The 17,078-nt window shown below is 41.0% G+C and carries 13 protein-coding genes; 1 reads left to right on the top strand and 12 read right to left on the bottom strand.

Annotated elements, in window-relative coordinates:
* Positions 1–234: 234 nt before the first annotated feature.
* The gene (locus KO511_RS08465) at positions 235–1,938 is read left to right on the top strand and encodes a protein adenylyltransferase SelO (RefSeq protein ID WP_436840214.1); all 1,704 of its coding nucleotides are present in this window, start codon (positions 235–237) and stop codon (positions 1,936–1,938) included.
* Between the two features lie 74 nt (positions 1,939–2,012).
* Here the strand turns inward: KO511_RS08465 and KO511_RS08460 are convergent, their stop codons facing one another.
* The 12 genes from KO511_RS08460 to KO511_RS08405 form a co-directional block, all read right to left on the bottom strand.
* Complete coding sequence (locus KO511_RS08460; protein WP_215987010.1) at positions 2,013–3,356, bottom strand: TldD/PmbA family protein; 1,344 nt, start codon at positions 3,354–3,356, stop codon at positions 2,013–2,015.
* Positions 3,356–4,741 carry a TldD/PmbA family protein gene (locus KO511_RS08455; RefSeq protein ID WP_215987009.1) on the bottom strand — a complete coding sequence of 462 codons (1,386 nt, stop codon included), beginning with the start codon at positions 4,739–4,741 and terminating at the stop codon, positions 3,356–3,358. The genes KO511_RS08460 and KO511_RS08455 overlap by 1 nt, the downstream gene beginning before the upstream one ends.
* 95 nt (positions 4,742–4,836) lie before the next feature.
* Positions 4,837–6,372 carry a BCCT family transporter gene (locus tag KO511_RS08450; protein WP_215987008.1) on the bottom strand — a complete coding sequence of 512 codons (1,536 nt, stop codon included), beginning with the start codon at positions 6,370–6,372 and terminating at the stop codon, positions 4,837–4,839.
* On the bottom strand, positions 6,359–7,261 hold the full coding sequence (locus KO511_RS08445) for a homocysteine S-methyltransferase family protein (protein ID WP_215987007.1): 903 nt from the start codon (positions 7,259–7,261) through the stop codon (positions 6,359–6,361). Before KO511_RS08445 ends, KO511_RS08450 begins: the two co-directional genes overlap by 14 nt.
* A gap of 106 nt (positions 7,262–7,367) precedes the next feature.
* Positions 7,368–9,092: an LVIVD repeat-containing protein gene (locus KO511_RS08440; protein ID WP_215987006.1), complete on the bottom strand. Its 1,725-nt coding sequence runs from the start codon at positions 9,090–9,092 to the stop codon at positions 7,368–7,370.
* A gap of 108 nt (positions 9,093–9,200) precedes the next feature.
* The gene (locus tag KO511_RS08435; protein ID WP_215987005.1) at positions 9,201–10,091 is read right to left on the bottom strand and encodes a hypothetical protein; all 891 of its coding nucleotides are present in this window, start codon (positions 10,089–10,091) and stop codon (positions 9,201–9,203) included.
* A 15-nt stretch (positions 10,092–10,106) separates the two neighbouring features.
* On the bottom strand, positions 10,107–10,325 hold the full coding sequence (locus KO511_RS08430; protein WP_215987004.1) for a helix-turn-helix domain-containing protein: 219 nt from the start codon (positions 10,323–10,325) through the stop codon (positions 10,107–10,109).
* A 9-nt stretch (positions 10,326–10,334) separates the two neighbouring features.
* Positions 10,335–10,883, bottom strand: coding sequence for a DUF2975 domain-containing protein (locus tag KO511_RS08425; RefSeq protein ID WP_215987003.1), 549 nt, complete (start codon positions 10,881–10,883; stop codon positions 10,335–10,337).
* Between the two features lie 184 nt (positions 10,884–11,067).
* Positions 11,068–12,162, bottom strand: a complete 1,095-nt coding sequence (locus KO511_RS08420) for a putative adhesin (protein WP_215987002.1) — start codon at positions 12,160–12,162, stop codon at positions 11,068–11,070.
* Positions 12,163–12,500: 338 nt separating this feature from the next.
* Positions 12,501–13,679, bottom strand: a complete 1,179-nt coding sequence (locus tag KO511_RS08415; protein ID WP_215987001.1) for a hypothetical protein — start codon at positions 13,677–13,679, stop codon at positions 12,501–12,503.
* Between the two features lie 18 nt (positions 13,680–13,697).
* Positions 13,698–14,543, bottom strand: coding sequence for a tryptophan 2,3-dioxygenase (kynA, locus tag KO511_RS08410; RefSeq protein ID WP_215987000.1), 846 nt, complete (start codon positions 14,541–14,543; stop codon positions 13,698–13,700).
* Positions 14,544–14,714: 171 nt separating this feature from the next.
* Entirely contained in the window at positions 14,715–16,634 is a 1,920-nt protein-coding gene (locus tag KO511_RS08405) for a leukocidin family pore-forming toxin (protein ID WP_215986999.1), read from the bottom strand.
* Between the last annotated feature and the right edge of the window lie 444 nt (positions 16,635–17,078).

Below are 17,078 nucleotides of genomic sequence, written 5' to 3'. Positions count from 1 at the left end.
AATGATAGTTAAGTAATTAGCGTGTGCAGTAAAACCAGAGTATCTTTATCTGATTATGGCCCTCCCTACAATTTCATTCAGATGTACGGCAAATCTTAAGGTGCTGACAGAATAGAAAAAGAAAGTCGCCAACCCCACAAGCTGCACCAATTTTGATATCAATCATTGATGCGTTTTTTTTTAAAGAACGTATTATGACTCATCAACAAGATTATTGACTGGAGCATGAAGGTTGTGACTAAACCAAATGGCACTGAAGCACCGCATTTCATAAAAAATATGGAGGACTTTGCTTTGAACACAGACTACTCTTTGCTCGACACTCTGAATCCCGACCCCGATGCAACAAGCAGTGGTGAGGATCATCTGCCAAGACAAGTACTATCTGGGCACTATGTGCCAGTCAAACCTTCTCCAATTGCTGAGCCTGTATATGTAAGCCACAGTTCGACATTTTTTGAAGAACTCGGACTAAGTGATGAGCTAGCCAAATCAGACAATTTCAAGCACCTTTTTTCCGGTGATATGGATAATGCTCCTGAACCAATGAAGAATACTGGCTGGGCAACGGGTTATGCTCTCTCTATCTTCGGTACTGAATACATACAACAGTGCCCATTTGGTACGGGGAATGGCTACGGAGACGGCCGAGCTATTTCAATATTTGAGGGGGTGTTGAATAATAAGCGCTGGGAAATGCAGTTAAAAGGTGGTGGTCCAACCCCATACTGTCGAGGTGCCGACGGTAGGGCTGTACTTCGCTCAAGTGTGCGAGAATATCTTGCTCAAGAATACATGCATGCTCTTGGGATCCCGTCTTCCCGTTCTCTATGCCTTTTTGCATCACAATCAGAAACTGTCGACAGGCCTTGGTACAGCGAAGGAACTCGCTCTGACAATCCTGACATCCTGGTCTCTAACCCGGTTGCGATTACAACCCGAGTCGCCCCCTCTTTCTTACGTGTGGGACAACTTGAGCTCTTTAGTCGTCGGGCTCGCTGCAATACTAACCCTGATGCAATGAAAGAGTTAGAAATGATCACCCTCCATATAATCGAGCGAGAATATCGAGATGAGATTGATCACACTTTACCACTTACGGAGAAGGTATTAATACTAGCCCGTGCATTTCGAGAAAGACTAACTTCTTTAGTCACCAATTGGATTCGAGTCGGCTATTGCCAAGGTAACTTTAACAGCGACAACTGCGCTGTTGGAGGGTTTACTCTAGATTATGGGCCATTTGGATTTTGTGAGTATTTTGAACCTTATTTTCAACCATGGACTGGCGGTGGTCGCCACTTCGCTTTTCTAAATCAACCTTTGGCGGCGGAAAAAAACTTCGAGACGTTCTGCGCAGCATTGGAACCGCTCTTGCATTCATCACCAGAGCAGAAAAGGCAACTAGCGAAGATCTGTGAAGGTTTCTCTCGGTTGATTCAAACTAAAATTAACCAGATGTGGGCAGATAAACTTGGACTAGAAACACTCGATCATAAGTTGCTCAACCAACTTATCACATTGATGATGAAAACCCATGTCGACTACACACTCTTTTTTCGTGAGCTTTGTAATATTCCCGAAAACATCTCAGACATTGAAAGCAGTTTCTACGCCGCGCCCAGTGATAAAGTTACGGAAGAATGGCAACAATGGTTAACCTCATGGCGAAAAAAAATACCTTCAGCATCAAGTCCGGAAGCTATCGCTAAACAGATGAAACAGATTAACCCCAAATACACATGGCGTGAGTGGTTAATTGTGCCTGCCTACCAGCTAGCAGAAAATGGTGATTATACTTTAATACATGAGTTGGAAGAGGTTTTTCAAGACCCTTATGGTGAACAATCACAGCAGATGGAAGATAAGTATTACCGCTTAAGGCCACTAGAGTTTTTTGCTTCAGGTGGCGTGTCACACTACAGTTGTTCGTCATAAAGCACTCTATTTAAATAGAACAACCATCAAACCATAGCAAAGAGGACTTAACCAAGTCCTCTTACAAATACAGATTATTTACCACCAATACTCAATCGTGAAAATCTGATCTCTGGGGCGAAGAAAGTCCGACTATCATTGATATCTTGGGTACTACCCACTGCATCAACTTCTTGCAACATCTTGTAGAAGTTGCCAGCTACGGTTATTCCGCGCACCGGTTGAATACGCTGCCCATCACGGCACAAGAAACCACTAGCACCAAACGAGAAGTCCCCACTGACCACATCTGCGCCAGAGTGAATACCTTGCAATTCAACCAACTCCAAGTACTCACCCGCTTGAACTTCAGATGTACTACTATGACCAAGTGCAATCATTTTATGGTTTGCAGAGACATCTAAACTGGATTTTGCACCTCGAGCAGCACTCGCTGTCGATACCACGCCCAAATAACTTGCGCTATGGCTGTTATGTAACAGAGTTTTAAGCTCACCATTAGCAATTAATACATTATCTTGCGTCGCAAAACCTTCACTATCAAAGCTAGCAATGGACATACCATTTGGCATATAAGCTACATCGGTTAAAGAAATCAGATTGCTGGCAATACTTTGACCAAGTTTATCAGCAAGTGGCGTTACACCTTTCACCGCGCTTATACCGGAAAACGCACCACCAAAGGCGCCAAATAGACTGCTTAAGGCATTAATAGAAAATACAGCCGAATATTTTCCTGTTGCTATTGGTGAACCATCAAGTAATTCCCGAGCAAGATTGTAGCCCTCATCGACACACATTGCCGGGCTTAAATCAGTAAAACGTCGACCCACTGACATTTTACCTGCCATGGCTTGTTTACCGTCTTTTTCAAGTAATGCATAGGCATAACAATTGAATGAGCGTTCAAAGTGCTGACACAAACTGCCTTGAGTATTAGCGATGATAAGCTGAGCTTCACCGTCACTGTACCCATTGTAAGGAGAGCTGACTCCATCAGATTTTTCGATAAGCCCTTGCTCAAGTGAGACGGCTAGTTGAATTTTATCATCAACTGACGCTGTGTCCGGTTGGGCAATTTCGGCAGCATCGGATTGGATGTGGCTGTTTATACAAGCAATCGTTTGGTGTTCATCTTGCTTAGAAAAGCGTGCGCTTTCTAACGCGTTGGTTAGCATTAAATCCAAACTGGTTTGTTCAAGAGATTCTGAGTAACTAGTGGCCACGCGCGCATCTTTGACAACACGCACCCCAAGAACCTGACTAGAACTGACTTTATATTCATCTAACTGTCCTTGGTTCGCTTTAAGGGAAAAACTGCTATTGCGACTGACAATCACATCTGCTTCGGCGTCTTGGCGTTTAGCTTCTGCTAAAACGTAATCCACCGAGTTAAGAAGTTGTTGTTCACTACTCATTAGTTACCACCTCCAACCAGAATATTATCCACTTTAAGGGAAGGCTGCCCTACGGTCGTCGGGACAGAACCACTGACTGAACCGCACATTCCCGGTGCTAAGGCCATATCTTGGCCCACCATACTGATTTCTTTAAGTACTTTAGGGCCAGTGCTAATAAGGGTTGCTGTTTTTAATGGTTTGGTAATTTTGCCATTTTCGATTAGATAAGCTTCTCGCACCGCAAAGTTAAATTCTCCTGTGCCCGGTTGAACCGAGCCACCACCCATTTTTTTGGCGTAAATACCTCGCTCTATTCCAGATAGCATATCATCAAGAGAATGATCACCTGCTTCAATAAAGGTATTTCGCATCCTAGACGCAGGAGCAAACTTGTAGTTCTGGCGACGGCCTGATCCTGTCGGCTGATAACCCGTTTTCAGGCTACCCATTTTATCGACCATAAAACTGGTCAACTTACCATCTTTAATCAATTGAGTGCGTTTAGTTGGCATGCCTTCATCATCAACATGAATCGATCCCCACTCGTTGGTCATGGTGCCATCGTCAACAGCACTAACAGATGAATGTGCGATCATCTCACCCATCTTGTCGTGAAACACCGATGCCTTCTTGGCAACCGCTGTCGTTTCCAGTAAATGGCCGCAGGCTTCATGGAAAATGACACCACCAAAACCATTACCAATCACGACTGGCATTTCTCCCGATGGGCAGGGATCTGCGCCCAATTTAACCAATGCTTGCTGCGCTATGGTTTGCCCAAGCTCTTTGGCATCCAATGTCTGACTAAATTCCCAACCAGAGAGCGCACCAGGCCCCTCCATACCAGAAGTTTGCTCATCACCTTGCTGAGCAACCGTATTACCTGCAATACGAATATAATGGCGGGTATCATCAACTTGTAGACCTTCAGAATTGAAGATAGCGATTTTCTGCTCACGCTGCAGCACACTGCCAATAAACTGGCTGATAAAGCCACTTTCTGCTCTTGCGGATTTGTCCACATCCAATAGAAAAGCAATCTTTGCATCTAGATTAGCATCGTGGCTAAGGGGCATTTTACAGCCATGTTGAGCTGGATATGAGTTTAAATTCAGTGCTCCTGATGAAACAATTTGCTGGCGTTTGTCCTTGGCAGCAAGGAATGAAGTCACTCGTTTTAATTCAGCCTCATCTGTGCTGTTAGTGTAACCATAAAGAACTTTATAACCAAAAAAGAGCCGGATACCAATACCAAAATCGATACCTGTGTTGACTTTATCTACTTCACTTGAAGCAATTTGAACAGTATTCGTTTGGTGATGTTCAACGAATAGCTCGGCAAAATCAGCGCCTAAAAAAAGAGCGTGATCGATGACGGCTTGCGCTGTTACAAAGTTAAGCATGAAATCTCCTAGGGGACTGCACTTAGAGACTTCATCTTAACAAGAATTGGCTTTAACTACCTCTATTGTTAAAGTGGTTTTTGGTATTTTTGCGACTAAGCGATCAACTCCTTCGGTTTCAACTCTTCTTCAACATCATACTCTCGCGCACTCTTTCCAGTTAATTCCATCATAATTTGTTTAATTAACACCCCATAAATAAACATCATCGGCAACCCAGCCACCACACACAATGATTTTATGGTATTGATACCACCGCCTGTCAAAAACACACTAAAGCTAATCAAAGCAATTGCTCCAGCCCAAAGTAGCTTTACTTTAATGTCAGGATCCCCATTTATGGACAATCGGTTTGTGGTCAGCATAGAAGTCGCTACGCTCGCACTAGACATGGTAGTGAGCATTAAAAAAAACTGGATTATCAAAAACAAAGAGAGAACCAGATTCTTTGCTGGTAACGTTTGAATTAGGGAAACAACGGCGAAAGTTTGCCCACCACTACTCATCCATTCTTGTACAGGGTAGCCACCTAATAGCTGAGCCCATACCGCGTAACCGCCAAAAATTGAAATAAAAAAAGTACAACCAAGAGAACCCATTGAAATCGCATACAAAATCATTTCACGTATTGTCCGCCCTCTTGATATGCGAGTAATGAAAAGCCCCATCATTATCAGGTAAGCGTAATACCAAAACCAATAATATTGTGTCCATGCTTGCGGGAAGCCACTTTGCTGCACAGGATCAGTCCAAAGTGACATACGAAAAAAACTATCTAACATTACCCCCAAAGAATCGGTGAGATTGTTTAAAATAAATTGCACATTGGATGAGAACAAAACAAACAAAGCGAATATAATCGCCGAGATCACTGTATAATCAGATACCTTGCTTATACCCTTATTAAATCCCACCAAGGTGACAGCAAATAAAACCAAAACAAACAGCACTATGATGCTCCCCTGTAGAACAAGATTATTCTCTACACCAAACAACTCAGCAGCGCCAGCACTAAGCAAAGTTACCGTCAACGCCAATGAACTTGCAAATGCTGCCAAAGTACCAAAAATCGCCAGTAAATCTATGGATTTAGCCACGTATTTATTACGACCTAGTACTGGCTCACATAAGGTAGAAAGCTTTAAAGTGCGTTTCTTTTTAACATAGAAGGCATAGGCAAACGGAATCGCAGGGAAACAATAAATCGCCCACCCTGTGACACCCCAATGGAAAATAGAATAAGTTACAGACCAAGCGGCGGCAGTATAACTATTCGCTTCTGCAAAAAGAGGAGGCGATTGTAAATAGTACATGGGTTCACCAATACCCCAATAAATCAAAGATGCTCCTACTCCAGCAGTAAAAATCATCCCTCCATACGAGAAATTAGAGTATTCAGGTTTATCATCTCCTAAGCGGATATCTCCATATTTCGAGAAAGCGAGCCAAAGCAAAAAACCAACCAATGCCAAACTAACAAACTGTACTAACCAACCAAACCAGTCGGTGACAAAAGTCATCGCATTGCCTGCCATATCTTGAGCTTGATCAGGATACAAAGAGGAAATAAGTAGAATAAACAAAACAGTTACAATAGCAGGGATAGCCAATCCTAAATTAAGATTCTTCAAGACTGTCTCTCCACTTTGCTAATGCTTGGATGTGGCTTGGCTCGATACCGCAACAACCCCCAATGACACTCGCGCCCAGTTGATACCATTTTTGCGCATATTCAAGGTATTCCGAAGGTGAGAAATGTCTCATCTCTTGTAAAGATTGGTTGGCTTGATGATCAGATTTAATCGGCGCAAAGCTGTTGGCATACACGCCAATAATAAGCGCTTTACCGGTTTGCTCTGTCACTTGATTCACTTCTTGGATAGCATGTTCGATCACTTCAGGTATTGAGCAGTTAAAGAAGATACCTGCTACATTTTTATCCAGCAGCTCGGAAACTGCGTCAGAAACTGACTCTCCAGAGCGAAGGCATGGTGACTGGTCAGTCTCATCTTGCAGGGTAAAAGAGATGTATACGGGCTTATCAGTGTTAGATAACACTTGCGTAATCACCCTCATTTCGCCAAGGCTTGCAACCGTTTCTGCCAACCAAACATCCACATACTGCTGCTGAGCATCGACTAAATGGGTTGTGATTTCCTGTGCTCTTTGCGTATCAAATAAATCTGGACGATATGAACCAAACGCCGGCGGAAGTGCACCTGCAACCAAAATTTTTTTCTCTGATTCTTGCGCTACTTCGCGGGCAAGCTGCGCAGCTTTCTCTGCCAGTACTTGGCCTTGTTCTGCATAAAGCGCTTCACCTAAATGGAAAGGTACACAAGCATAACTGTTGACAGTTATGATTTGTGCGCCTGCGTCAATAAAGCCGTGATGAGCTTGTTTAACATGCTTTGGTGATTCGATCAGTGCTTGCGCACTCCACAAGGGCTGAGAAAAGGGCGCGCCAATGCGTTTTAACTCGCGCCCCATTCCACCATCCAATATTGTAAGGTTAACCATTTAGACATCCATACGTCTTAACATCTTAATGATCATTAAATCACAATAGACTGCAAGTTACAGTTAATTTTCTTCATACTTAACATGAAGAAAATTCATGGTGAGTTTATTTATTACCCACTTTTTCTGGCCAAGGATTTGTTGGCGCCTCAAAACTCGGTTGTCCTAGCACGGGGCTAGACAGTACGTAGAAGCCATGATTGGTAAAGAGCCAAAATAGATTTCGGTCGTACTCAACATAGACAGAATGAGATAAATTTCCCATCGCATAATCAGCCACTTTATCAGGAGCAAATGGAGGAACAAAATAAGCCGTTATTTGGGGTTCGCTCGGTTTAGACACATCAAATACTTGTAGACCTGCGTTATAAAAATTGTAAGGCAATAACCCTGATTTAGCAGTACCCGGTTGATGGTAAGCACCAGTGCGTTTAGGACCAAAACTGCCTCGACGTTGACAAAAATCACTAAAACTAACATCTTTTGGTGGAACCGGTCTTGGCAAAACACCTTTAACCACTGGGTTTATAGGGTTTGATACATCAATAATATAAACATCTTTATAAGGCTCATAACAGTCTTCATTAAGTGGATAACCGCTATAATAAATCAGCCCAGTCTCCTCGACTTGAGACACATCGATAAAATCTCCTTCCGTGCCAGCAACACTGGGCGGGAAAGTAACATGGCCTACCGTCTTCATCTGGCTTGGATCATGTATATCGACCACATAAAGCCCTAACCCTCCCATAGCAGCATACGCATATTCTGATTTTTTATTATTAATAAACAGTGACATACGCGCTCCCATCCATGATGTACGATTACCTACACGAGGGTTTTGTTTATACGCTTTTTCATGCTCAGGATCACCAGCGATTTGACCGGGAACTGACAGCATGTCTAACAAACGAGGATTGCGAGGATCCGACATATCCCACGCCTGATAGCCCGCGCTATAAAGATCGTTGGCATATTCAGTTAGGGCATATCGTTTATCTGGGGCAGCAGCAACATACATCACACCATCACCATAATACGACGGTATGTCGCGCACGCCAGAGCCTTGTTGCTGACCAATTGGAGCATCAGGATTAAGAATATCCGTGGTGCGCTCAGCAAGCAAAGTCCAATCTTCTGGCATGGGTCCTTTCATGCTGTATACCTTAAAGCCTTTTAAGTGCTGACTTTGCCGAATAGCTTTAACTTGCTCTGGACTACGATATTTATCCTTAAGTAAGCCAAAACGCCTGACCTCATAAGCTTGCACCATCACATAACTTTGCTCAGATTCACTCCATTGAATCGACGCGGCGCCCATCATTTCTCCGTCTTTGAAAGGTGACTGTAGCTCTCCAGGACCTGATTTCCCCCAAGTATGACCTTTAGTTAGTAGCAAACGCACATCTTTAGGGTTAGTCACATCAAAGACTTTTAAGTCACCTCTGACATACTGATATAAGTAACGCTTGCCATCAAAATCCACCATATTTTGCCAAGTATGAAAAGGCTCAACCGTAATCGGATAATAGGCTTCAACCGTCATATTATGCTGATAGCTTTGTGTATCCCAATAGTCCAACTGGCCTTCAAACGGCTGTGCCTGATGCGAGCTTGGCGCTTCCTTGGGGTGATAAAAACGCCCATCCGGACCAAACCCATAGTCAGATGGACTGGGAGCTTTAGGCTCCTTATTGGGAGATAGAGAAACTTGCCTTTTTACCATCTCATCATCAATCACATATGGCGTATCAGCACTCGCTGCACACGCCATATTACTGGCAATTAATGAAACCAAAACAAGTGAACGTATCGGAATCGAACCACACATAAACAGCCTTATTATCAATCAGGTAAATGAGAATAAGACTATATCTCAGCAGGAAAACAGAAAACTGAACCTTGTTTGCTTTATCTCAATAGGATATCTGGAATTTAGTCAGTAGTGTTGGCGAAAGTTACTTACTTCTCTACTTTTCCTTGATTGAGAATACGCAACGGCAACACTGACCGCCAAACCAGCAAAGATCCACTCAAAGGTAAATTGGCTGATACTCAGCAAGCGATCCATCAAATCATCAATCGTTGAAATCCACATATAAAGTACAAACTTTGCGCCACTTTGAGTCAGTATCAGTAGAGCAGCGATGGTTTTGAGACCAAGAGTTTTTGGATTTCTGGTGCCGTTTTGACCGATCAGATAACAAATAAAATAGGCGGCAATCATAGGCTCAATAAAGGTTACTGAAGCTATAATACTAACTGCGACTGGATATGGAATAGATAAAACACCCGAATCAGAAGGTGGCGTGAGATAGGCCATTAACGGATGTGTTATCGCTTCTAAAATTGGAGTTACCCAGAAAAACACGCTCATACTGAATAAAACCACCATAAATCCAATCATAGATAAGGTATAACGCCACTTTAAGCAGCGATGAAAAATCACAATACCCAAGGTTGTCACAAAGGTGATCATAAGCTCTGGAAGATAACTGAGAACCCAAACAAACATATATTTTTGGTCAGTAACATAACCAGCTGTTAATGAAAGACGAACAAACAACTCTTGAATTGCAGCCATAGTGACAAAAGCAATACCAATATGTTGAGCGAAACTGATTGAGGACTTCCAGCGCACCAATTGCAAACTCAACCAAAGTATTCCTAAGCTTTGAATAACAAATATGAACATATTTATCCATTGCGTCGGTTGCCATTGAGGATAAGCTACCCCCCAGTTCGTCATTTGTATATGGATATTAACAGCGAGTATTCCCACAATAAAAAGGTAAACTCCGAGTAATAATTTTGACGATTTAATATTCATATTGATCCCATAAAACTAATTACTTAAAGAATTTGGCTGATACTCTAAAATATCACCGGGTTGGCACTCTAAGACTTGACAGATTTTTTCTAATGTACTGAAGCGAATGGCTTTCGCCTTGCCATTTTTTAAGATTGATAGGTTTTGCTCACTGACACCCACTCGTTCAGATAACTCTTTTAAGCGCATCTTGCGTTTGGCCATCATCACATCCAGATTAATAATTATATCCACCAAAAACTCCTAAATTGTGTGTTTTTGTTCATCGGCAATTTGCTGAGCTTCACGCATAACATGTGAGATACCAACCACTATAAATCCGCAAAAAATAGTCATGATATCCAATCCTGTAAAGCTCAAAGCAAGAACGCGCTGGCCAACAGGGTTATTAAAACTCAAAGCTAGAGAAATAAGGCCTTCATATATAAAATTACCTATTGCCCAATAAAAAAACACCAACCCCAACTGATGATAATATTTGGTAGTCTGAATAGTAAAGATTTCAGATTTTGCGTAACTTTTGAACAAACCTCGTAGAATTGAAAGTGCATAAAACAAGATCCCACAGGGGATAACACTGGCTAATAAAGCCCAGAGACGTGTTTGAAGAGTCAAAGGCAAAGTAGTAAAAGACCCAATATCGTAGCTTAACTGCACGATACCAGTCTGAAGCATTAGATCACTCGAAGTTTGCACCGTGAACCAAAAATAAACCGTCGCCAAAGGCAATAACACCAACAAAATGTTAAGAATGAATCCAATTCTTCGGCTGTACGTTTGAATCTGTTGCATAAAAGTCTCCTTATTAATTGCCGGAGGTATCTTAGCATCAAAAACATACATAGCAATAAAAAATTATCGATAAACATTAAATATTAATCCTTTAACAGGACTTTACTGCTCTCCACAGAAGAGCAGTAAGTGAGTTAAGCATCACCATAACTCTTAGGAAGGGTTGTAAAACTGAAGTTTACGATTAGCCCCTGTAGTTATTCTTTACATTAAACTTACCTGCACTCTCGTCTTTAGGTCGACAAAAATGGCAGATAAGTTGATCCGGCGATTGAGAACCGCATGAATCTTTTAAGGCCTGAATCAAATCAGAAAAATGAACGCCTTTCGCTTCTCTATTTAATAAAACAAAGTCGAATCCATGTTTGGCGTTTACGCGATCAATCTTGCCGATAAACTTAGCTACATCTTCAGGCATAGTTCCAATTCCCCCCGTCAAACGATAATCAGTAGCCTCACTATTAGACGAGTCATAAATTTGGGATTCTTCTTCAAATACAACCTTTCCCTGCTGCAATTTTTCCGCAAAAGCCATGGTATTAGAAACCAAGACATTATTCGTTGTAGAAGCAAAATCTAACTCAAGATTGTCAGGCTTCTCAAACGTTCTCTGCTCTCCCTTAGCGCTTCCATGAGCAGAAATCAATACCTTGTGATTAGGCTCATTTTGACGATCTGAGCGACGAAATAAGTAAGCAATCTCCTTTCCTCCAATGCGTATGGGTAACACACTCACACTATGTAATGATTCTAGTCTTCTGATTTCTTTCGATGGAAGGTTAGTACCATTCACACGGATGCCATCGCCATTGGAAATACGACTATCTATGCCATGCTTAGCTAAAATAATACGAGCATCTTCAAGGCTAGAAGCACGATATTTGTCTTTATTTGGTATGTAAACACCAAAAGTACCCGGTTTATTGTTACTCTCCCAAATAGCAGCTTTACTGCCAGAACACTCTTTACTTGAGTTAACGACTCGCACCTGCCCTCCCCAACGATTATTTACAAAATGGTTAAATTCTTGTTTTTTCCTTTCCACCATTTCCGCATTTTCTTTACCCGCAATCGTGACTTTAATACGCTCTAACTTATGCGAATTACCACCTTTATAGTGAGACATCGCCTTAAAAATATTCTCATATTGAGCAGCCTCTTTAGATAGTAAATTACGAGTTCGTTTTATATTGCTGAGGTGCTCAAATTTATCAATTTGGGCGCTGGTCACCTTCATATTGAGATTGGTTCGAATAGTGGTTGAATTTATGAATGTCATAAAATGAATACTCCTTAACAAATAACAACCCACTATCCCAACTACTTAATCTAAAAGCACAATACTACTCCTGAAAATTATTGAAAATAGTCATATTATTTAACCGAATGAATCATTTGTTAAAAAATTCAATCCAATTGATTCATTGGTCATACAAAAATTTCAATGACATACTTTAAGCCCATTAGAGCTCAATGTTGATACACTACACTTGTTTTTACAGTTGATACCAAGCCTTGAGTTAGTCTAAAAATTAGCTTGATCTACCGATGTATAATTAATAATGCGAGGACACACGATAGTACGTGTGTCCTAAAAAGATCCCCTGATGTATTTAACTAAAAGTGCCCTGCAACTTGCTCTATCTCGTTCAACGCATTATCGATTTGTTCATTTGATACGTAAGGTGCAGGGCCCAACCTCAGCTGGTCTCCCCGACTATCGGTTTGGATCCCTCTAGCCTTAAGCCGTTTTACCCATTCAGCTGCTTTTGGTGTAGTTAAAGACAGAAAACCGGCATTATCTTGAATATTATGTCGCGGAAACGCTAAAACCTTGTTCGCAAGATTTAGACTTTCAATACCTTGCCATAACCTAGTGATCTGTTGCCGATTGAGTTTTGCAAGTCTTGCTACGGATAAATCCTGCTGGTCAAAAAACTCAAATACAGCAGCAGCACGGTAATGGCTGGTAGGATCATAAGTTGAACCGGCAAATGCGCCTTGCCCTTTGCCATAACTCACTTGATGGGCCTTTTGGTTTAAAGATTCAAACTCAGCAAACCATCCTGTGATAATTGGCGAACCATTGTAACCTCGGGGAATACGCATAAAACAATTACCCTCCCCTACTTGGCAATATTTATAACCACCACCAACAATAAACGCGTGTTGCAGCTGCCAGTTAGCGAGATCTAACTCAATCACGTTAGTTGCATGGTAGACATCGACTAAGCATGGAATAGAAAGTGACTTTGCCGCACTGGCAACTTGACCAACTTTTTTGAATATTTGACTCGTTGCGAAGAAGACTGCCGATAGCATCACTGCGTCTGTAGAACGATCCAATTTTTCTATAATACGTTCAACTAAGCTGTCTGATGGCTGAGTAGGAACAACTTCTATATGAATATTTAGCTCTTTAAGCCGTTCTAGTTGACGACGTATTGAATGAAATTCACCATCTGTGGTCACTATTTTTATCTGTGTATTTTTCTTCGCTTTGAAACAATTGAGATCAGATAAGAACCTAAGAATAAGCTCATGAGTTGACTGTCCCAGAACAACTTGCCCATTTGGCTCATGCATAGTTAAACGATAGAATGCTCTAACTCTCTCTGCTTTTTCAAACGCTAATTCCCATTTATCATCAATGTGTTTAGCTGCGTCGTTGAAGCAATCTAACACACCCTGCTTTGCCACATCTGGCCATGCCTGATGAGAGTGTCCAGACAGCAAAATGCGCTCGGCAACATCAAATTCTCGGTAATGCTGCTGTAAATCTTTAGCAATATCCATTCTTTGATCCTGTTTCGCTTAAAGTTGAGTACGTAATTCAAACAGTTCAGGAAAAAAACTTATATCGAGTGCTTTTTTTAAAAATGCCACTCCAGATGAGCCTCCGGTACCTCGTTTATGACCAATGATACGTTGCACCGTATACATATGCTTAAATCGCCATTGCTGAAAACTATCTTCAATATCCACCAGTTTTTCCGCTAATTCGTACAATTCGAAGTATTTATCTGCATCACGATAAACTGTAAGCCATGCATTGAGTACTGAGCCGTTTTTTTCATAAGGTAAGCTCACATCTCTTAATAGTTGGCTCTTGTCTACCTCTAACCCTTGCTGGGCAAGTATTGACAAGGTCACGTCATACAAACTAGGCGTTTCGAGCACTGCCTTTAATTCTTGATACGCTTGAGCGTTATTTTCATGAACTTTCAGTAATTCTCGATTCTTGTTACCTAACAAAAATTCGAGTTTTCGATAGCCACAAGACTGAAAACCTGAAGAATGGCCCAAAGCGTCCCTAAACTTAAGATAATCCACTGGGGTTAGGGTGGAAAGAATAGACCAAGATTGGGTAAGCTGATTAAAGATTTGTTTAACACGAGAAATTACTTTAGATGCATGGCCAAAATCTCCCTGTTTAAGGTTTTCTATCGCTTCCGACAACTCATGACCAGCAAGCTTGAGCCACAATTCACTGGATTGATGGATAATAATAAACAGCATTTCATCGTGTTGGTCAGATAGTGGTGTTTGTGCTGAAAGGATTTGATTTAATTTTAGATAATCCCCATACGACATGTCGTCTTTGAAATCAGTATGAATGTCTTTTTCCATTTCTCTAAAATTATTATGCGGACAAACCATAGGAAAAATTCCCTCTTATTTAAAGAATGAGACATCAATTGCATATATTTTTGAGAAATTCAAGCTAATAATAAAAAAGGGCACACTTAATGTAAGTGTGCCCTTGAGATAAAAATAAAAAGTATAATGGCCTTATTTTACACGCTATCGACGACTAAAACACTAAGCAAGCTACTGAGCGTCAGCAGTAAAGACATCAGCATAAGTCGTGATTGTACGAAGGCTGATTTGAGCACTATCTGTTTCTTGCGAATACAAGCCTAACTGACCCGTTGATTTATCATGGCCTAAATTCTGGTTATTAAGACCATTGACCAAGTGATTGCTGTTATCTTTCCAAGTCCAACGTTGACTCAGGTTTTGGCTACATGTTTGGAGCTTGTCTAATGACTCGCCATCTAGGCACATGGTCACATCATTTACACTCATATATTGCCCTGATTTATCAAAGATGAAAGATTGCGTATCTTTGGTAGAATCACATGTCTCAGGCACAATACTGCCATCCTTGCTAACACCAATACAGCGGTTGTTAAAACCACCTAGTTGCAGATTAACAGGCCTACCACCGGTGAACACAGGGTGATTCCAATCCACTTCAAACGAGACACTCTTATTAACTCGGCGACGGCCATCGTTCTCAAAACCATGATATGAATGGTTTGTTACAAAGTGTTTATAGGTACCATTATAGATAGGTCGGATATTCACCGAAGAATCAATAGTAAATTCAGTTTTACCTGTCACACTCGGGTCTGCTGTATAGATGACTTCCATTTTCGGAACAAAACCTGTGTAGCTGATAGGACTTATCCTGCTGGTATCCAATGGATAAACATTAGCCCATAGAGCATCTGTCGAACGGTTCATCATTGACTCAGCAGTATCAAACTGATCACGTACCCATTTAAATCGAATATTCTGTGCATCGGTCCCTATCCTTTCAACACGGTAATCCTGTGTGTCGAACGTGAATCGAAGCTGCTGGCTATAACTAGCACTGGCGCCCAATGATGCTTTAGGACCATCAGGGCCAAGGTCTCCGCCTGCGCTCACCCCGAGCTCAAACCCAGATACCTCTGTAGAACTATATTTTGCATTAAGGTTTGTTCTTGGGACGGTTCTCAAAATTGCCGCTTTATCATTTGAAGCACTAAAAGCAAATTCATAATCTTGGGCTATGGCATCCGTTGCCCAATCAGTCACATACCCATCATAACTATTGTAGTCGGCGCCTGATGCACTAAGAGCACCAATAGAACCGGCACCGATAATCGGGCTCAAGATACTCGTGACAACAGCTCCTGCAAATGCAGCATTATCGGCTTCGAGGTCGATATGAGAAAGCTTATGATCAAGATTTTCATTAAGATGGATACCAACGCCTGATGTATCGTTATCTAAACTAATACGAACAATTTTTGCATCAGGAGTTGCAGAACCAGACTTACCAAAGGATAGAGAACGCTCCAAAATAACCCGGTAAATAAGAGACATATTGGCGTTATCACAAAAAACTCTTTGACCCTTATTTTCAAAGTTGAGTGATGTATCAAAGGTACACTCTTGGTCAGTAATTGGACGATTCACCCTCAAATAGAATGCAACATGAGGAAGAGTACTTGCATCAGAGTTGACACTTTCACTGCCGTCTCGAAGTTCGGAGATTAGAGGGGTCTCTAGTTCAAACTTGTTAGGATCGTTTTCATCGACTAGTGGAGTATACAGTAACTCTCCTTTGTGTGGTGTAATAACCAAAAAATCGCTAGTAAATGATAGTCCAGTTTTATTACTGAGAAGCTTTTTTGCTTCTTCTTTTTGAGATGGGTCTTCAATTGCAGTGAAGTCAATTAGATAACGTCGTTCTAACTTTAAAACATTATCTCTGATGGTCGTCATCGATGGTGGCTCAACTTCTCCGTTTAGCCAATAGCTCGCATTAATATAGGCTACTTGGCTACTATTCTGTAAGCCACTTAATATTTGAACTGATACGCCTTGGGGCTCATTTATCGTCGCATTAGCCGTATTCCATGCCATACATGAAGCAATAGCAATAGCAATAAGTGTCTTTTTTTTGTTTAATACCATAAAAACCTCTACAAATTTATCATTCAGGTCCTACCTTTAATAGATCTCATTCGCTTTCATATAATACTAAATTATATAATTAGCAATGACGGCTATAGAACGCTAGATTTAACTCACATCATAAAAATCAAGCAATTGTTTTATATGAAAATTAGCGCCTATTCATCCATGGTTTTCTGGGATAAAATCATGTAGTCACACAATAATCCCGACACAGATATAAATACATCTATCAATACAAGTTGAGAAGAAGAATAATTATCAATTTAACCGCATGTCACAAAACTATTAATAGTTGGTAATATCTAATATTCTTTGTAGAATAACCATGGTAGAGTAAAAGCTTTAATTATTATTATTTTTATAAAAAAAATGCATTATTAATTTAATTAATAAGGATAATTTTTAAAAATCACATAACTAAAAATATCATTATAATTATAT

The organism is Vibrio hepatarius (assembly GCF_018860525.1).
GTDB lineage: Bacteria > Pseudomonadota > Gammaproteobacteria > Enterobacterales > Vibrionaceae > Vibrio > Vibrio hepatarius_B.
The sequence above is the reverse complement of the archived record's forward strand: the minus strand, read 5'-3'. Positions and strand labels throughout refer to the sequence as shown.